Genomic DNA, 18,695 nt, shown 5'->3' with positions numbered 1-18,695 from the left:
ACCTCCCTGTAAATTGTACAGAACTAATTCTCTATTCTACTCCGAAATTCCTGCCATTCCTGTGATTTATATTCACTCGGCTTTGGGTAATTCGATCATTGCCTGCATAATGCGATCCGCAATCCATTCACGGCGGTTTCCCACCCCTTCAGGAGCCTTCAGCATCTGAGCGGTCAAGGGCTTGCCAACAACAACCCCAATTTTTCCCCACCCTTTGGTTAATAAATTTGTTGTCCCGTAAACCTTGACCGGGACAACGGAAGCTTGGCTCTTTTCCATGAGCAGGACCATTCCTGGAAGCCCTTTTTGGAGCTCCCCAGTCTTTGACCTTGTTCCTTCAGGGAAAAGCCCTAACACTCGCCCCTGCTTTAAGATGGCCAACGATTGCCGGATGGCATTCATATCACCCTGTCCCCGTTTCACTGGAAAGGCACCAAGTTTGGAAAAGATCATCCCTAAAACCGGTATAGAAAATAATTCTTCTTTGGCCATAAAGGATACATGGCGGGGTACACCACATGCCGCGACAAGCGGATCCCAAATGCTAACATGGTTAATGGCCAAAATAACAGGGCCCTGCATGGGTAAGTTCTCCGCGCCTTGAACTTTCCAACCCATTATTCGAAACTGTAGGCGAAACATCTTCTTCGCAAACTTATAAAGCTTCATGATTCGTCCTCCTGAGTTAACATAATAATTTCCGCTACCAGTTCTTCCACACTTAAACCGGTTGTATCGAGAATAATTGCATCTTGAGCAGGCCTTAAGGGTGAAACTTCTCTCTCTGTATCCGATCGATCACGTTTTAGCATATCTCGAGCAACTTCATCATAAGTCACAACGTTTCCAGCCTTCGAGAGTTCGACCCACCGCCTCCTAGCCCTTTCTTCAGAAGTCGCCGTTAAAAAAATCTTATAATCTGCGTCAGGTAAAACGTGGGTGCCGATATCTCGACCATCCATCACTACCCCCCCCCGCTTAGCTTCCATGCGTTGAAGTTCTACCAAGCGTTCTCGAACCCCCTGGTACGAGGCCACAACCGAAACTGCCCGTGAAATTTCGGGGTTACGTATAGCCTGAGTGACATTCTCGCCATCACACCAAACGAGTCTCTCGTCTGAATGATCAAGTACAACCTTCGTGGTTTTAGCTATTTGACTTATCTTAGATTCATCGTTTAAAGGTGCTCCGCTTTTGAGCGCTTTATAAGCAATTGCTCGATACATAGCACCAGTATCAATATAGAAAAGGTGTAATTTTTTTGCTACAATCTTGGCAATCGTACTTTTCCCTGCGCCGGCAGGGCCATCAATAGCTATTTGTAGTGCTTGCTGTTGTCTTTCTGTCACACTCTTACCCCTATCTATTTTCAGGAATATTCTCTATGTTTGAATGGACCGTCTGCTCCATTTAAACTTCTCAATGTTTTTCTACACAGATTATATCATACGCCTTTCCACGCAAACAATCATTCATTTTACAGCTTATCCAAGATGATGTTAAAACAGAACTGACTCCTCTGGCAGAGGCATCAGTTCTGATAAAACATTACCTTGTCAACTATAATTTCGTCGCCTCTCCTTAGTCAAGTAATCTGTCCGCCCTTCCTGTGCATCAGGGGGAATAATTTCAAACTTATACCCATTAACCATCGAGGAAATGGTTCCGTCATCATCCAGAATGTCCTGGCGAAAAACCATATAGAGGTGACCCAAGAGGAACAATGCGTAGCCCCAAGCCAGAAAATGGTGAACATTACGGACCTGATATTCGTTGCGGAAGAAGGGAACTACCCAGCCAAAAAGGCCTTGAATGATTCCATTAGGGTCGCTTCCCCCACGCATCGCAAGTCCAGTAAGGATGATAAGTAGCCCTGCCAGCCAAATAAAGATGAGATACATCAATTGGGCGACGGCATTATGCCCCACGTGTAAAACATGTTCTCTCGTCATAAAAGTGTAGTATTTGAAGGTTGTAACAACATCGCTCCAGAACTCTTTTTTCCATAATCGGATTTTGGAATATTCATTTCCGGCCCAAAACCAATAGAGCCGAAAAAGAATATTTGCGCTAAAAATATAGGCACTCAGACCATGCCAAAAACGAACCTTTCCCATGAAAAAGTTCCCAACCGCCTCGCCAGGAGAGTCCAGAATTGGATGTCCGATATACATTCCGGTCACGAAGAGAACAGTAATCGCTAAAGCGTTGACCCAATGAAATAATCGCACTGGAAATTGCCAAACATATACCTGATGTCTTAGAGTCATCATTCTTGAGAGTCCTCCTTTAAAGCACTCTAACCTTTAAGATTTCATCCCCTTGGGGATTTAATAAATGGGTAGCACAAGCCAGACAGGGATCAAAGGAATGAATTGTGCGCAGCAGTTCCAAAGGTTGGTCTTCGTGCAGAATAGGGGTATCCAGTAATGAGGATTCATAGGGCCCTTTTTGACCAGAGTCATCCCTAGGAGATGCATTCCAAGTCGTTGGTACCACCGCTTGATAACCACTAACTTTCCCATTATTAATCCTAACCCAATGCCCTAAGGCACCGCGTGGCGCTTCTGCAATTCCAACCCCTTGGGCTTGTAAAGGCCATTTTTCAGGTTCCCATTTTTCCCCATTAAACGTTTGAGAGTCCCCTGCTTTAATATTGTCTACTAAATCCTGGTAAAACCCTGCCAGATGGTTTACTAAATATTTTGCTTCTAAAGCCCTTGCCAAAGTACGACCTAACGTTGAATAAAGTGCCGATACTGGCAGATTTAAATGGTGGAGTGCGTCATCAACCAGCCCTTTGATCTCTTGATTTCCTTTGGCATATGCCACAACAAAACGAGCCAAAGGCCCCACTTCCATTGGTCGACCTTGCCAACGTGGTGTTTTTATCCAGCTGTATCCTTTTTTCTCGTCTAGATTAGTATAAGGTGGGCGCGGTCCCTCGTATGAGGCTTCCGTTTTTCCTTGCCAGGGATGCAATCCTGCCTTGGGATCATCATAACGATACCAGGAATGGGACACAAATTCCTGAATTTGCTTAGCGTCTTTTAGATCGACGTCATGGACTTTACTTAAGTCACGATCTAAAACAACTCCCCCCGGAAAGAGAAAACTATCCGGTTCACGAATATCAATCGTCGGGATCCCTCCATAGGCCAGGTAATTTCCTCCGCCCCCACCGTAAAGATCTTGCTTATAAAAACTAGCGATCGCAAAAATATCCGGAATCAGAACCTGATCCACAAAGACTTGCGCCTCATCGATCTTATTTTTCACTAAATTCAAACGTTCCATATTAATAACATCATTGTCATCCATATTCAAAGTGCAGGCCATCCCTCCTACCAAATAGTTGGGATGGGGGTTTTTCCCTCCGAAAATGGTATGTATCTTAGCCACTTCTTTCTGCCACATCAAGGCTTCGAGATAATGAGCAACTCCGATTAAGTTCGCCTCTGGAGGTAGGCGATAGGCTGGATGGCCCCAGTAAGCATTGGCGAATATCCCGAGTTGTCCACTTTCTACTAGGGTCTTCACTTTATTTTGTACATCTCGAAAATATCCATCCGAGGAATTTGGCCAATTTGAGATCGAGCGGGCTAGAGCACTTGTTTGGGCAGGATCTGCCTTGAGAGCACTGAGTACATCAATCCAGTCAAAGCCATGCAAATGGTAAAAATGGATGACATGATCTTGGACAAATTGGGTTGTGGTCATGATATTGCGAATTAAATTAGCGTTTTTAGGAATGCGAATATCCAACGCATCCTCGACCGCCCGAATTGAGGCTAAAGCATGAATATGAGTGCACACGCCACAGATCCTCTGCACAAACGCCCACACATCTCTGGGATCTCGATTTTCAACAATCTTTTCGATACCTCTGAAGACAGTACCCGCACTCAGAGCGTCGACGATGCGGTTTCCTTCAACCACCGCCTCAATACGCAAGTGTCCCTCAATACGGGTGATAGGGTCAACGACGATTCTTGTTGCCATTGTTTGCTTCCTTTCATAAATGCAATACCACTAATTATTGAGGTCTTTCCTCAAGCCTCCTTATTCTTTCTCACTTCTTATGCTGATACTCCTGATGCTTTACCATAGCCGTCATTCCCGCATGGGCGACGACTCCAAGTGCAGCAACGCCGAGCACACCCATTCCGACTTTATCCACATCTTTTCCAATCGCATTGTTGGGGATTTTGGCCAAATGTGTATATAGGGGGGTATTATCAAAAAAATTATTTTCCGAACAACCAATACAAGGATGTCCAGATTTAATGGGATAACTTACTCCATCATTCCATTCTGTAATTGCACAGGCGTTATAGGTTGTTGGCCCTTTACATCCCACTTTATACAGACACCAACCTTGCTTTGCTCCGGCATCGTCAAACGATTCCACAAACTGACCGGCATCGAAAAAAGCACGCCGTACACAATTATCATGCACCCGGTGTTGATAAAATGCCTTAGGCCTTCCTTGGTTCGTCAACTCCGGTATCTTTCCAAAGGTAAGATAGTGTACAATCGTTCCGGTGATCACTTCTGCGATGGGGGGACAACCCGGAACATCGATAATGGGTTTGTCTTTAACGACACTCCGGATCGGAACCGCTTGCGTAGGATTGGGGTAGGCGCCTTGGATACAGGCATTAGTCGCACATGACCCATAGGCGATAACGGCCGCGGCTCCCTTGGCCGTTTCCTTTAAAAGTTCAGTAGATGTCACTCCTCCAATAGTACAATAAACCCCTCCATCACCCAAAGTCGCGCTGCCCTCGACAACCAAGATATAGGCCCCGGGATGATCTTTCATCGTCTTCAAGCGGACAGCTTCCGCTTGATGCCCGGCAGCTGCTTGTAACACTTCCATATAATCAAGGGAAATCATATTAAAGATCAAATCAGAAACCAAAGGGTGTGCAGAACGCAAGAACGATTCCGCGCAGCAGGTGCATTCCTGTAAATTAAGATAAATCACTGGCAAGCGCGGTTTAGACTGTAGGGCCTGAACAATCTTCGGGAATTCAGCGGCATCCAGCCCTAGCATTGCACCCATTAACGTGCAGAATTTGAGGAAGTCCCTCCTGGATATCCCTTTGCGTCGAGCCCACTGATAATAGCTTTCAGTTTTTGACATAGTTATCCCTCCCAAAACCCATGACCCCCGCTCTATAAAGTCAATGTGCCCTTATTGTTTGCCTAGAACTCAAATTTATTCTAACGCGCTAATGAACGCTAAAATCCTTAGTTTTACCTAATAATTATTAAGAGCCTTCTACACTTCGGTTGAAATGTAAAAGGCCCTCCTTTAGGTTTGTTCACCTAGGATTGTTATAGGAAGTTTTAAAGTCGTCATTACAATAGCTTTGCTGCAATCGTGGTGGCCACAATGTTATTTAAGGCGTGTAACCCAACCGATGGATAGAGAGATTTGTATTTATCAAAAAGGTACACTAAAATGATCCCTAAAACAAAGCGCGGCAAGAATCCGTAGGCTTGAAAATGAAGAGCGGAAAAAATGACTGCACTTACGGTAGCTGCTGTCCATTTCCCAAAATACGCTTTCAAACTGCCGAAAATCAGTCCTCGAAATAACGTTTCTTCCACGAAGGGTGCTAATACTCCTGCTAAAAGCAAGTTAAGCACTAAAGTATACCACGTAGCCTGTCCTAATAATTTCGAATAAACATCGGTATCAGGGGGGGTTAACCCATTATTGTAAAGAACAATAGCATAACCAATGTTAATGACCCAAGATAAGCAATATAAACCTAGTACATTTAAGAAAAACTTTCTAATAGGTACCCCCTTCCAACCAAAATCCTGCCATTCCCAGTGCCTGATTCTTTTTAGCAACCAAATCAGAAGTGCGAAGGATAGCTGTGTCATAAAAGCATTCAAATACATTAAGGCACGTTCATGCGGCCATAATTCCATTAGCCATAGAGTTCCAAAGGCCAAAAAGACATAAATACCTATAACTCCACCCAAAACCAGCACTAGATCAATCCAACTCAAATTCCGCTTATTAAGGGGGAACTCACTTCGGACTACATTAGATTGGAATTCATCGTCCATGTTCGCCCTCCTTCTTTCTTCTTTATCAACACATATTTCTTTATGTAATATCTCAGACTAATCTCGAAGGGAGGAATCCGTATGTCTTCAGAAACAACGCTTCAAGTCTATCATCATCATCTTAAAATTCCCATCGAAACCTATTTCGATACAGTCAAAGAATTTTTAAATCCCTGGGATGAACGTGCCTATCAGTTTGCCGTTCATCGCCATCTGGAAAAAACAGACGATCACGGTATTGTCGGCATGGTGCGTCAAGAAAAGGATGAGAATTTTGTTTATTTAGACGCGGCAGTTCGATACCCAGTCAATACTAGAAATTAAAGATCAAACAAGATCCTCGTTCAATAAATTTTCTAAGTCTTTGACACTTTGGACGATAAAATCAGGGTTTGCCTTATGTAGTTCTTCGACTGTTCCATAACCATATCCCACTGAGATGACATCAATGTGGTTGGCCCTTGCCCCTTGGACATCAAATCTGCGATCCCCAATCATCACTGTTTTCGAATGTAACTCAGAAGGCACATTTTTAAGTACTTCCCCAATCAAAACTTCCTTCTCCACAAATTGACCATTCAATTCACTTCCCATGATAACACTAAAGTAAGAATCTATTGAGAAATGTTGAAGAATTCTGTTTGCAAAAACTCCCGGTTTTGAGGTTGCCAACAGATGCCTACACCCCTTGTCTTTCAGCTGGGATAATAACTCGGGAATCCCAGGATAAACGATATTCTCGTAGAGCCCTATTTCTTGATATCGTTCCCTATACAGCCTGATCGCTCGATCCAAAAGAGTTTCCTCTGTCGTTTGAAGAAGAGTTTTAAAGCTCTCTCTTAAAGGGGGTCCAATAATCCAATCTAAGTCATCCACTTTCGGTAAAGGATAATTTAACTTACTTAGAGCATATTGAACAGAGAGCGTAATCCCTACTTTAGGATCTGTCAACGTCCCATCTAAATCCCAAAGCAATACCTTGTAATGCATAATAACCTCCAACTATTTTTCCTTAAATTTCCGGGATGAATCTAACCCATAGCGGCCATTCTAAAACTAAAGGAGGGATTTTTAATGTTGTTTCACCAAAAACATTATCATACCCATGGGATGTTCTTTCTGTTGAGTCTTGTCGTTGCGTTTTTGCTCGGGCGAAAGTCAGAAAGGTACGGTTTCACGATTGTATCACGAGGGTGTGGATGCTCTTATGATGACGACGACGATGATATGGAGATTATGCACAATCCCACGTAAACCAACACCTATCCTCAATACTTACTATAACTCAACCCATGATATCTTAAAACTCCGAGGATTTCCTCGGAGTTCACTATTTTCCGATATAACCGCACGAACTAGCTTAGAAACTATATCCTTGATTCAGGTGGGGATTTTACCTCTTAAATCATACCGCAACCGGTATTCAAGTGGCTCAGCACAGAAAAATTTCATTTGCGCAACTGGCACAAAGGGAAGCCCACTATCTAAAGATAGCGGTGAAAGCTCACATAAGAGATGCGGCCATTTTTCTATCGGTTGTTCAGCTAATTGTTTAAATAAGTGGACAACCTTTTTGACACAGATATCGAAAAGCGCTTCTATCATTATAGCATGGCTTTCTCCCGTTACGGGATGTCGCCAAACAAGTTTCGTCTCAAAAAACGACAAATCCAAAGGCTGAGTATAAAATAGAGCCTCCAGTTTTCCAACTGATAAATGACCAAAACGCCGGTAAAGTGATATGATTTTGCATGGCGTTGACCAACCGAAAACGGTTTGCAGTAAACGGTGATTCCGCCAAGCCTTATGGAAATGTTCGATTTTACGAATATCCCCATTGCAGACAGCTTGTTCGATCAGTAGTCTAAACGCCTTTCTCTCAGTTTCCCCCGTATCCCGCCAAAGCTGAAGCAAACCTGAGGGATAATCCATCGGTTGAACGCTCTTTAACCAAAGATCAAGGGCTGTCTCTAGTAATCGATGCCGATATACGGCTTTATCCCGTTCCTCTGGATCTTCAGCAAAATAATTTCCACTCATGTAGTAAACCATGGGGTGAAACGTGCTATCTGCCACAAAGTGAGTCAACATACCCAACAAAAATGCAAGGTGCACTCGATGGTTGTCCTGACCAAGTGCCCTCTCCATTATCTCACAAAGTGGGGCTACAGTATTGTCGCCTCCCACACCATGGAGTTGGTTGGCTACATGCTCTAAATTTACTAAAGACGGCGAAGATAAATCATAAAAACCAATATCATGAGCAATGGCACCGAGATAATATAGTGCAGGGTTACTCGCTATGATCTTTCCCACCTCTCCTGGGATTCCCTTTTTCATAGCTTCGCGAGCAATATGCCAATGTGTTAATTCCTTTGGCATACAATCCCCCCTCTACCCCAAAGTATTCTCTCTAAATGGTCAATCTCCTGCCATTAAGCAGGTGCGTCAATTACCCATATCTACGCAGCATAATCTTCAAAAGTCTTTAATATAACAATTATCTAGTGATGAGCGGCACGTCATCCATTAAAATTTTACCGATGTCTCGATTTTTACTTTAGTTGAGCAAGCTCACTAAGTAGTTAATTTCGGCATAGGAAATATTATACACCATTCACTAAGTGGTATACTAGCAAGCATCGGGAATGAAAAGGGGTATGCATTTATATTTTGTTAAGATTCTACCCCTACAGCCGCAACAACTTCGCAGCATTACCACCAAGAATGTTTTCTACACCCTCCGCTGGTATTGGTAATTTGCTGATGGCTTCCATATTTCTACCGATGTTTGGCATGCCTGGCCAATCGCTCCCAAAGATAACTTTATCCGTGTTGCGAGCCAGTTCTGGAAAATAAGTCAGCAGTTTAGCAGGAGGAAGACCGGCAAGCTCCATATAGATATTAGCGTGCATTTTAGAGAGAAAGAAAGCTTTCTCGTACCAGAACCCCCTACCTGAGTGAGCCATAACCAAATTTAAGTTAGGGAAATCCACCGCCACATCATCTAAGTGCAGAGGATTTCCATACTTTATGCGAGAGCCCTTAAAAATAGATGACCCAGTGTGAATCAAAACAGGAATACCATACTCTTGGGCAGCTTGATAGAGTGGGTACATTCTCTGGTCGTTGAGGTAGTAATGTTGGTAGGTGGGATACAATTTCAAGCCCCTAAAACCCTCATCTTCGACTTTATGACGCAGTTCATCCCCCAGGTTAGTGAAAATATGGGGATTAACATCACAGAATGGTATTAGCCTCGACCTACCCCGACAAAAGTCCATCACTTGTTCATTAGTACAGAGTCCCGTGGTAATATGACTCAATTCTGCAAGCACACAGGCATAATCAACCCCTTCTAAGGATAACAATTCTTCAAAAGCTCCCGGGTCGTTATAACGGTTAATATAGTCTTCATACCCTACAGGATGAGTTTGCCTCATCCACTCTGTTACCCACGGGTGGTGATAAGTGTATACCCCCAAATGAACATGAAAATCGATACGCGGCTTGCGTGATTCTTTGTGCTCACTTTCAAATGTCATTTGCTCCATCTCCTCATTACACAAGATCATTTTTTCCAGCATTACAATCGGAATCGATCATGCCAATTTACGTATGCGTCCAATTGTATTGTCACTATATTCTGTAAACTGAGATTAATAAGAAAGCGTTTTTTAGAATTTCATAACTTCCTCTAGACTTATTTGGATAATTCCTTTATGGCAACGTGCAGGTAAGTCGAGGTAGTAACTGGTCGCTTCATTAAGTTTTCTTTGCGTAGCTTCAGAAAGGTCAGCAACTATTTTGGCTGGCGAACCGACGACAAGTTTATAAGGTGGAATTATAGTACTTTCTAATACTAAAGCGCCAGCGCCAATTAAGCATCCATCTCCAATACTTGTGTTATCCATAATGATAGCACCCATACCGACCAAAACATGTTCAGCAAGCTTAGGTGTATGAAGAATCGCTCCATGACCAATGTGACTCCGTGGCCCGAGGACAGCTTCACAACCAGGGTAGACATGAATAATGCAGTTCTCCTGGATATTAGAACCTGCTCCAATCGTAATTTTTCCCCAATCTCCTCTTATTCGTGCTCCTGCAGCAATGTAGCATCCTTCACCGATGATTACAGCTCCGATTATTGTCGCTTCTGGCGAGACATAGGTCCCTTTACCGATCACAGGCCGTTTACCTTCAAATTCGTAAATCATTCTTCGTTCAACCCCTCCCGTAATTACCTCCCCAAATTTCTTCTAATCATGTCATATAAATTCCTTGGGCAACAGTAAATTTCCTGTTTTTCCCTCGCCTTTATCTAAATATTTTTTGATCACTTAAGACTCCACCTTCAACAAGTGGGGAGAGGTACCTCTAAGCGGCAACGGGGTAGAGTTCACAAACGGTTTAGCGGCAACGGTTTTATTTCCGTTGCCGCTAAGAATGTAATACGTTTATTTTTTATCGTTTAATGCTTTGAGCACCATTTCTGGGGTTATGGGCAGGTTGTAAAATCTTACGCCGATAGCATCGTATATAGCATTTGTGATAGCTGGAAAGGTAGGCTGAACGGCTCCTTCGCCTGTTTCCTTTACCCCAAACGGTGCTGTTGGGTCATAACTTTCTACTATGGTGGTATCCATTTCCGGCATTTCCATAGTAGTCGGCGTTTTGTAATCGTGGAAGTTAGGATTTAAGTGTTTGCCGTTGGCATCTAACTTTTGATCTTCGTAAAGGCAGGCCCCTATATTAAACAAGATGGACCCTTCTACCTGTCCATCGACACTCATGGGATTGACAGGCGTACCACAGTCACCGGCTTCGGTTACCTTCTTCACATAGATCCGACCGGTTTCCACATCCACTTCTACTTCATGTACTTGGGCGCTAAAACCAAAGGTAGGTGAGTGACCGATATTTGCGCCCTGAACCCTATTGCCACTTACAATATCAATCCCCTTGCGCCGTGGTGGAGAATAGTTACCCATCCCGACCAAGGTCCCATTGATACTAGTATAGGCTTCAACGGCTTTTTCCCATGAGATGCGTTTTTTGCTTTCATACATAGAATAAATCTCATGATTTTTAATGACCAACTGATCAGCCCGGACTCCAAGCATACCAGCAGCGGTTTCTTTGAGTCTTTGATTAATTTCTACGCTGGCCATCTTAATAGCCGCCCCGGAGGCATAAGTTAGACGGCTAGCAAAACTACCCAAATCAAAGGCCCCTATTTCTGTATCTCCCGTCTGTATGTGCACATCCTCAAAATGGATGCCTAACTCCTCAGCAACCATCTGGGCCATGACGGTATTGCAGCCCTGACCAATCTCAGCAGCTGCACAAAGCAGCGTAACACCGCCCTCTGTATCTACCCTGATCATCACCGTAGTATGTGGCTTGTAGTTCTGATAGAGAGTATAGGCTGTCCCAGATATATAATAACCACCAGCCATTCCGATCCCTTTGCCAAAAGGCAACTTGCCGCGCTTTTCCAGATAGCCGGATTTTTTGACCGCTGTATCTAGACATTTCTTAAACTCACTATGCGGTACGAACATATTATTTATGCAGGTATGACCTGATTCGATAGCGTTTTTTAACTTTAATTCGTACGGGCTAATTCCCATCATTTCGGACATTTCATCCATCAGGCACTCCAAGGCCCACCTTGGCTGAACCCCGCCGAGACCGCGCATAGCCCCGGTGCTAGGTTTGTTGGTAAAAACACTTCTTCCCCTGAACCGGACGTTAGGCACCTTGTAAGGTAGATGGAGCATTGATGCAGTGTAGAACATCACCACGACACCCCAACCAGCGTAGGCGCCTTTATCCAACGTGTTATCAAAATCTACTGCTTGGATAAAACCATCCTTGTCTAGGCCCATTTTCACCTTCATATGGCACGGATGCCGACCTTTATTGGTATAGAATACTTCTTGGCGATCAAAGACCACTTGAACAGGTCTGCCGACCTTCTTGGATAATAAACAGGCTACAAATTCTGAGGGTGAGGCTTCGCCTTTTCCACCAAAACCACCGCCAATGGTCGGAAGAGTAACCCGAATTTTGTTCATAGGGATTTCTAAAACGATGGACATCTGACGGTGTAGGTAGTGGGGAACTTGGCTACTAGCCCACAAATGGAGTTGACCGCTTTGGGTGTCATAACTGGCTAGGGCAGAATGCGGCTCGAGGAAGCCGTGTTGAGGATAGTTAGTATGGTATTCTCTTTCTAAAACGTACTCACACTCGGCAAAGGCCTTATCCACGTCGCCATAGACCTGATCACCGGCAGCCATTATATTTCCCTTATTATCCTCATGAATAAGCACTTCATTGGAGCGTTCCATGGATTCAAAGGGATCCAATAACACCGGGAGAGGCTCATATTCCACTTCAATCAATTCCAGGGCAGCTTCGGCAGTTTCTTCATCTAGGGCTGCCACAGCTGCTACCCCTTCACCATAGAAACGGACTTTTCCAACGGCTAGAGTAGTTTCGTTGGCTGACTGAGGAACGATACCCCATTTATTAGGCGCTTCATCTCCAGTCAGGACTGCCAGAACACCCGGCAACGCCAGAGCTTTGCTGCAATCAATCTTTTTAATAAGGGCATGGGCGTACGTGCTACGCTTGATTTTTCCATAAACCATGCCGGGAAGTGTCATATCCCCTGTATAAATTGCTTCACCCTTAACCTTGATAGGGCCATCTACTCGGGGTACGCTTCTTCCCACCTGCGTATATCGTTTCTCATCCTGGTAGGCGGGTACCCCTTCAAGATTCCAGCCTTCCGGTGTCAGGTCCCATTTTGATTTTTCCATTACTTCACCCCCTCTTTAGACCAAACCTTGGCAGTCGCTTCAACTGCTTCGATGATTCTTTTATAGCCCGTGCAACGACAAATGTTCCCACTTAACTCATGCTTGATATCTTGCTCAGTGGGAGCAGGATTCCTGTCTAGCAATGCTTTTGAGGACATGATCATGCCCGGGGTGCAAAAACCGCACTGTACTGCTCCGTGATCTACATAAGCCTGCTGAAGCGGATGTAGCACGCCACCTTCTTGTACCAGACCTTCAATAGTCGTAATTTTTTTACCTTGACAAGCTATCGCCAGCTTAATACAGGACAACTCAGGTTTACCGTCAATTAATACGGTGCAGGCACCACAGTCGCCATCTCCGCAGCCTTTCTTAGTGCCGGTAAGGCCTACTTTTTTTCTGATTACATCTATCAGTAAATCTCGAGCATCAACAGCAACTTCATAAATCCTGTCATTGATATTTAATTCTATCAGTGTTTTCATCAACTACACCCCTTTCGCAGCGGCATAAGCCTCTTTAAGCAACCTTTGCGCCAATACTTTGACAATTTCCCGTCGGTATTCAGCAGATGCCCTAATATCATCAATAGGTTTAGCCTCGCCTTGAGCAGCCTCAGCTGCCTTTTCGATCAGTTGATCACTCAGCTTTTGCCCTAGTAAGAGTGCAGGCACTTCCTTTGAGAGCAAAGGCCTAGGATAAACGGAGCCCATCACTAGCCTGACATTTTTCACCGTCTGGCCATCATTTTCGAGTTCTATAGTTACTGCCATATTGACACAGTCGATTTCCATAGCATCTCTGCGCCCCATATAGGTATAGCGACAGGCTGAATTTTGGGCAGGTTCCGGGAGTATGAAGCTCGTTAACATTTCGCCCTCTGCAAGATTAAGTTGCCGGACGCCAAGAATAAATTCTTCGAGGGGCAGTTCTCTCTCTCCCGAAATGCTCTTAAGTACAACTTTTGCGTTCATTGCCACTAGGGGAGTTGGGGTCTCTGCCGCCGGAGAAGCATTACAAGAATTACCGCCCAGACTAGCCATCTGCCTTACCTGAGATGAACCTACCTCACTGGCTGCATACGCAAGAGCAGGGTATTTTGCCTGAATATCCTCAGAAAATTGAATCTCAGCCAACTTAGTATTGGTCCCGATAACAGCTCCTTTTCCTTGCTCGCAAACGATCCCTTTAAGCTCCTCTACCCCATTGATGTCGATCACATAGTCGGGACTAATTGCCTTTGCTTTCATTACCACCATCAAATCAGTGCCACCCGCGAGTATTTTGGCTTTATTTCCTAAGCGGGCCACCATTTCCAGGGTTTCTGCTAGCGTTTTTGGTGCCAAATACTCAAAGTGATTCAAAAACATCTTAGCGCTACCTCCTCTTCTTTTTTAAAATCAAACATTGCAGCTTGACCATGCTTTATGTAAAATATTTCAAACTCGGGGTTATCAGGGGTTTTATAAATGGATTTGACTAAGTCATTGATTGCTAGCATTTTTCGCTTGATATTGATGTCTATCCCGAAAATTACATCTCCACTTACTCTTACAGTGACAAAATCTTGGGAGGTTGAGCAAAATTCAATCGCCGGGTTAGATTGTATTTGACAAAAAACATCCTTCGTATTCGATGTGCAAAACCAGAACTTACCCTCTTGTTCAAGCATAAATCTCCAAGGTCTTAGATGGGGTCTGCCATCCTCATCAATCGATGCCAAGCAGCCAATTGGGTTAGCGTATAAAAAATCGATCATTGCTTTCATGCTTATTCCTCCATAACTAATCACAGTTATTTGTACTACTAGCATGTTATATAGACTTTGAAGCATAGAAAACTAACGATTATCTGTTTATTTTATTACATAGTATTATTATACATAGTATCATAAGATGTATTATTTTGAAATGAGAATTTTCAGTTTATAATCTATAATTCTACACTTTGGAGTTAGTTATATCCAAATTTAAAAAAGCTTCCCTACTTCTTAAGTGGGGAGGCTTCGTAATATTCCGGAAGGTACTCCCTCAGACGTTCATTCTACAAGGGTAGGCAATTTTTGTACCTAACGTCGAATCATTGGACTGGTCACTTTAATGACAGATAAACCGGGTGTTACTTTAGAGGGTGTAATAATATTCAACAAATCATGATCAAAACTCATGGGGAACATCATGTCCCGGGTAATCTTCACAACGTTGGAACTGGCTTTCACTACTGACGAAAGACTATCTAAATCAACAGAGACCTCTGCTTGGCACTTAATATTATCGGTACCACTAACTTTTACTTCCACTATTTCTTTCCTTTTAAGTTTGCCTTTATCCGTCAATTTGGCTTTCTCTAGACTCTTACTCGTCATGAGTTCGGTACGATCGATCTTCAGATTGGTTTTAATAAAAGCTCCAGGTTTCCATGTCTCTATGACTTCCTGAGCAACTCGTTCCCAACCAAACCGTTCTTCTGCCAAACGTCTACCTGTCTGCCCCATTCTTTGTCTAAGCTCGGGATTAGATAAGAGTATTTTAATCTTCTCAGCAAATTCAACAGGGTCCTCAGGTTTCTGAACAACTAACCCATTTTCATCAATGACAACCTCAGGATTCCCACCTCTTGCCGTAGTGATAAAGGGTAAGCCTGCTGCCATGGCTTCGTAATGAACACGAGCCAAAGGTTCTTGCCATTCGGAAGGGCACACAAAAATATCTCCCGCCCAAAACCACTGATGAATTTTATCAGCGGAAACGTAACCCGTAGTAATTACCGGAAATGGAACTCTCTCGGCAAGGGCACGTACAAAGGCAACATAATCAGTGACTCTATCCACGCTATACCATGTTCCGCCTACGATGACCAAGGCAATATTCGGATTAGAAGAATGAGCCTCTTTTAGTGCTTGGATTAATAGATCTGTTCCTTTTTTAGGGGTTAACCGCCCAACAAATAAAATAACCGTTTTGTCTTCAAGATTATTTTCTTTCCTGAGTTTATGGCGAATCTGAGTGGCGGTATTTGACGTCTCCCAAGGAACAAAGTCCTCGAGGTTTACTCCTGAATAAATCGTCTGAACCTTTTCTGCTGCTTGAGGATATAGATTTGAAATTGTATTTCCAACATAATCACTAACTGTAACAATACGTTCTACTTCAGCAATTGCCGAAAGCGCATCGTCGTGTAAAATCTTATTAGTATTAAACATATCGTTATGCATACTTAAGATTAATCGAGAATGTGGGGCGACTTCACGAATTAACGGAATAAGCCTCGGTCGATTGAAGACATGAATAAGGTCAAACGATTCATCGCGAAGGAAATTGATAACCTTCTCGGCATAAATCTCAAAAATTTGCTGACCGTCGATTCTTACATACTGAATGTTATCTTTAGTTTCTTCAAGGGGTAGTGAGGAATCTGTTGTTCCCAAAATCGTCAAATCATGTATTTGACCTAATTTCCCCGAAATTCCCTGGATATAGGTTTGAATGGCACCCCCCCGTACCGGCGGGACTGGTAACTTTTCTGTACAAATCATAAGAATCTTTAATTGATGGTTCCTATTCTTATTGATACTGTCCTTCCCACTGGAGCTTTTACCTTTTTCAATACTTTTACGTTTATTTCTTTTCTTTTTAATAGAAGAGCCATCTTGCACCTTTGTTGAATTTAAGAGAAAATTTTCTTTAATTAGACTTGGTAAAGTCGTCTTTTCCTTAGTCGCTCTCATTTGCATCATTTCAAGAATCTCGGGTTCAAAAACTGGTATCGACGCATAGTTACCAGTCTTAAACTTATTCTTATCGAGCTTCAGTGTAGCTAAGGCCTGGCCCTTTGTTTGTTCTACGAGAGTAAGACGCTGAAGAATCGCTTCAATATTTAGATTAAGAAAATTTTGAGGATCGTACAACATCTCATTTATGTGTTTGTAGAACTCATTGGGAAAGGCTAGATCATTTAATAGAATCTCATACGTTTCTAGGTCAAGAGGATTTGCTGAGTGGTAGGCGTTTATCATTCCCTGAATCCACGTAACGTCCCATTTGCCCAAGTCGAACATTGTGCTTGATATTAGCTTTCGTAGATCGCGAATTGGTAAATCGTAAGATACCCCGTCTAGATCGATCACCCAAAGTCCACCGGTTCCAAGTTGACCATTAGACCATCCGAAGTCTTGGTGAACAAGTCCCCAGTGCTCTTCCCACATGGCAACCATCTGTGCATAAGATGATTTCTCAAGAAAGCTGACTACGGCTTGCGCTTCTCGTTCAAAAACGTCGATAGTGGAAAGAAGTAATTGGCTACCTGAAAGATCAGGGTAAGCTTGAGCGACACTTCTAAACCAATTGATTTTGCTGGTAATTTTCCGATAATAATCTGGCCAACGATACAATCTAGACGCTCTTTCGGAACCTGGTGGGGGAGTATATCCCTTAGAATGCTTATGAAACTCTCCCAAACCATAACATAAGGCCTGAGCACCTTCAAGGTCATTATTCGCTGGAACGAGGGATTCAATCCAATCCGTAACAATCCATAACTTACCGCCTTTTTCGACATAGAGAAGCCCTTTTTGGGTTTGTTTTAATTCCGGTACTCTCCCTCCTTGTTTTACAATATAGTCTTGCGCTCCGACGCTAAAAAGACTTCTAGCGGGCTTACGGTGTAAGACTTTTAAGCTGCGAGGTCCTTTATCGGTTTCAATTTTCCAAATGGCCCCACCTTTGTCTGATTTAGCGGTAACTAAGGTTTTGACGTTGACCTTCATGTCATAACAAGCGATCACTTGGGTTGCTAATTCATCAATTTCTGGTGGTACCCACATATCTAAATCGATTATTCCTGGGTGATCTTCGGTATCCCACGGGTGAATCTGATATTCCTTCACATCTTTCCCTCCACTTTAACAAGATACATATATAATCTATTCAACCCTGACGGTGAGTGGAATCATGGAAAGTCTTAACGTCTATATTTCAGAACTTATTCCCATATTTTGTATTATGTAACGCATATTCTCATTTTCTAATAAACTATTATGGACATTTTATTAGAATAGGTGGAGCGATTAATGAGAATATGCATCGTAGGCGCAGGTTATGTAGGCCTCACAACGGCTGCTGCTTTAGCTGACTTTGGACATGAAGTAGTATGTGTGGACATGGAAGAATCAAAAATTGAAAGCCTTCGTCAAGGCAGAGTTCCCATATATGAACCAGGATTGAATGAATTAATTAATAAAAACATTAAAAAAAATACGCTCTTTTTTTCATCGCAGGTGGAAGAGAGTATTAAAGATTATCCAATAATTCTAATTGCCGTTGGTACACCTTCTCAGGAAGATGGAAGCAGTAACCTTACGTTTATTAACCAAGTTGTTGAAGTCATTGCTTCGACCACAAATGTTTATAAAATCATTATTACAAAAAGTACTGTACCTCCAGGAACCAATGAATGGATTCACCAAACCTTAGTTGAAAAAGGCATCAATGAAGACTTATTTGATGTCGTTTCCAATCCAGAGTTTTTGCGGGAAGGATTAGCCTTATGGGATCTTTATCATCCTAATAAATTAGTCTTTGGCACGAAGACCAGTCGTCCAATAATAGAGCTTAAAAAGCTATATGAAAGAGGAAAAGCACCCTATATTTTTACCAGTTTAACGGGAGCGGAACTCATCAAATACGCTAGTAATGCCTTTTTAGCCACGAAAATCTCGTTTGCTAATGAAATGGCTCGTATTTGTGATGCTTACGGAGTAGACTATGCCGATAT

The 18,695-nt window shown here is 43.0% G+C and carries 18 protein-coding genes; 3 read left to right on the top strand and 15 right to left on the bottom strand.

From position 1 onward, the window contains the following. Window positions 1-72 precede the first annotated feature (72 nt). From UF75_RS02905 to UF75_RS02880, 6 genes are all read right to left on the bottom strand, one after another. Entirely contained in the window at window positions 73-669 is a 597-nt protein-coding gene (locus tag UF75_RS02905) for a lysophospholipid acyltransferase family protein (RefSeq protein WP_045573099.1), read from the bottom strand. Beyond that, window positions 666-1,349, bottom strand: coding sequence for a (d)CMP kinase (gene cmk / locus UF75_RS02900; RefSeq protein WP_045573098.1), 684 nt, complete (start codon window positions 1,347-1,349; stop codon window positions 666-668). The genes UF75_RS02905 and cmk overlap by 4 nt, the downstream gene beginning before the upstream one ends. A gap of 207 nt (window positions 1,350-1,556) precedes the next feature. Next, window positions 1,557-2,273 carry a Ni/Fe-hydrogenase, b-type cytochrome subunit gene (gene cybH / locus UF75_RS02895; protein WP_045573097.1) on the bottom strand — a complete coding sequence of 239 codons (717 nt, stop codon included), beginning with the start codon at window positions 2,271-2,273 and terminating at the stop codon, window positions 1,557-1,559. Window positions 2,274-2,289: 16 nt separating this feature from the next. Then, window positions 2,290-4,002: a nickel-dependent hydrogenase large subunit gene (locus UF75_RS02890; RefSeq protein ID WP_045573096.1), complete on the bottom strand. Its 1,713-nt coding sequence runs from the start codon at window positions 4,000-4,002 to the stop codon at window positions 2,290-2,292. Between the two features lie 70 nt (window positions 4,003-4,072). Beyond that, a complete protein-coding gene (locus UF75_RS02885; RefSeq protein ID WP_045573095.1) occupies window positions 4,073-5,149 on the bottom strand; it encodes a hydrogenase small subunit in 1,077 nt (358 codons plus the stop codon). A 218-nt stretch (window positions 5,150-5,367) separates the two neighbouring features. Then, complete coding sequence (locus UF75_RS02880; RefSeq protein ID WP_045573094.1) at window positions 5,368-6,090, bottom strand: type II CAAX endopeptidase family protein; 723 nt, start codon at window positions 6,088-6,090, stop codon at window positions 5,368-5,370. Between the two features lie 81 nt (window positions 6,091-6,171). Between UF75_RS02880 and UF75_RS02875 the strand changes: the two genes are divergently transcribed. Continuing rightward, window positions 6,172-6,414 (top strand): hypothetical protein, encoded by a 243-nt coding sequence (locus tag UF75_RS02875; protein ID WP_045573093.1) that lies wholly within the window; start codon window positions 6,172-6,174, stop codon window positions 6,412-6,414. A gap of 3 nt (window positions 6,415-6,417) precedes the next feature. On the opposite strand, the gene UF75_RS02870 is transcribed toward UF75_RS02875, so the two are convergent. Next, window positions 6,418-7,080, bottom strand: a complete 663-nt coding sequence (locus UF75_RS02870; protein ID WP_045573092.1) for an HAD hydrolase-like protein — start codon at window positions 7,078-7,080, stop codon at window positions 6,418-6,420. 84 nt (window positions 7,081-7,164) lie between these two features. Here UF75_RS02870 and UF75_RS02865 point away from each other — a divergent pair, with 84 nt between their 5' ends. Then, complete coding sequence (locus UF75_RS02865; protein WP_045573091.1) at window positions 7,165-7,344, top strand: hypothetical protein; 180 nt, start codon at window positions 7,165-7,167, stop codon at window positions 7,342-7,344. Window positions 7,345-7,470: 126 nt separating this feature from the next. Here UF75_RS02865 and UF75_RS02860 read toward each other — a convergent pair whose 3' ends face one another. The 8 genes from UF75_RS02860 to UF75_RS26100 form a co-directional block, all read right to left on the bottom strand. After that, window positions 7,471-8,472, bottom strand: coding sequence for a zinc dependent phospholipase C family protein (locus tag UF75_RS02860; protein ID WP_045573090.1), 1,002 nt, complete (start codon window positions 8,470-8,472; stop codon window positions 7,471-7,473). Between the two features lie 308 nt (window positions 8,473-8,780). Further along, window positions 8,781-9,635, bottom strand: a complete 855-nt coding sequence (locus UF75_RS02855; protein WP_045573089.1) for an amidohydrolase family protein — start codon at window positions 9,633-9,635, stop codon at window positions 8,781-8,783. 132 nt (window positions 9,636-9,767) lie between these two features. Further along, window positions 9,768-10,310, bottom strand: a complete 543-nt coding sequence (locus UF75_RS02850; protein ID WP_045573088.1) for a gamma carbonic anhydrase family protein — start codon at window positions 10,308-10,310, stop codon at window positions 9,768-9,770. A gap of 240 nt (window positions 10,311-10,550) precedes the next feature. Further along, window positions 10,551-12,923 carry a xanthine dehydrogenase family protein molybdopterin-binding subunit gene (locus UF75_RS02845; protein WP_082074983.1) on the bottom strand — a complete coding sequence of 791 codons (2,373 nt, stop codon included), beginning with the start codon at window positions 12,921-12,923 and terminating at the stop codon, window positions 10,551-10,553. Then, window positions 12,923-13,408: a (2Fe-2S)-binding protein gene (locus tag UF75_RS02840; protein WP_045573087.1), complete on the bottom strand. Its 486-nt coding sequence runs from the start codon at window positions 13,406-13,408 to the stop codon at window positions 12,923-12,925. The genes UF75_RS02845 and UF75_RS02840 overlap by 1 nt, the downstream gene beginning before the upstream one ends. 3 nt (window positions 13,409-13,411) lie before the next feature. Further along, on the bottom strand, window positions 13,412-14,293 hold the full coding sequence (locus tag UF75_RS02835) for a xanthine dehydrogenase family protein subunit M (protein ID WP_045573086.1): 882 nt from the start codon (window positions 14,291-14,293) through the stop codon (window positions 13,412-13,414). Further along, window positions 14,284-14,691: a pyridoxamine 5'-phosphate oxidase family protein gene (locus UF75_RS02830; RefSeq protein ID WP_045573085.1), complete on the bottom strand. Its 408-nt coding sequence runs from the start codon at window positions 14,689-14,691 to the stop codon at window positions 14,284-14,286. The genes UF75_RS02835 and UF75_RS02830 overlap by 10 nt, the downstream gene beginning before the upstream one ends. A gap of 300 nt (window positions 14,692-14,991) precedes the next feature. Further along, the gene (locus UF75_RS26100) at window positions 14,992-17,808 is read right to left on the bottom strand and encodes a CotS family spore coat protein (RefSeq protein WP_052692968.1); all 2,817 of its coding nucleotides are present in this window, start codon (window positions 17,806-17,808) and stop codon (window positions 14,992-14,994) included. Between the two features lie 183 nt (window positions 17,809-17,991). On the opposite strand from UF75_RS26100, the gene UF75_RS02815 reads away from it, so the two are divergent. Beyond that, the coding region (locus UF75_RS02815; protein ID WP_045573084.1) for a nucleotide sugar dehydrogenase at window positions 17,992-18,695 on the top strand (704 nt) is incomplete at its 3' end.

The sequence above is a fragment of the Desulfosporosinus sp. I2 genome, from assembly GCF_000960765.1.
Lineage (GTDB): Bacteria > Bacillota > Desulfitobacteriia > Desulfitobacteriales > Desulfitobacteriaceae > Desulfosporosinus.
The sequence above is the reverse complement of the archived record's forward strand: the minus strand, read 5'-3'. Positions and strand labels throughout refer to the sequence as shown.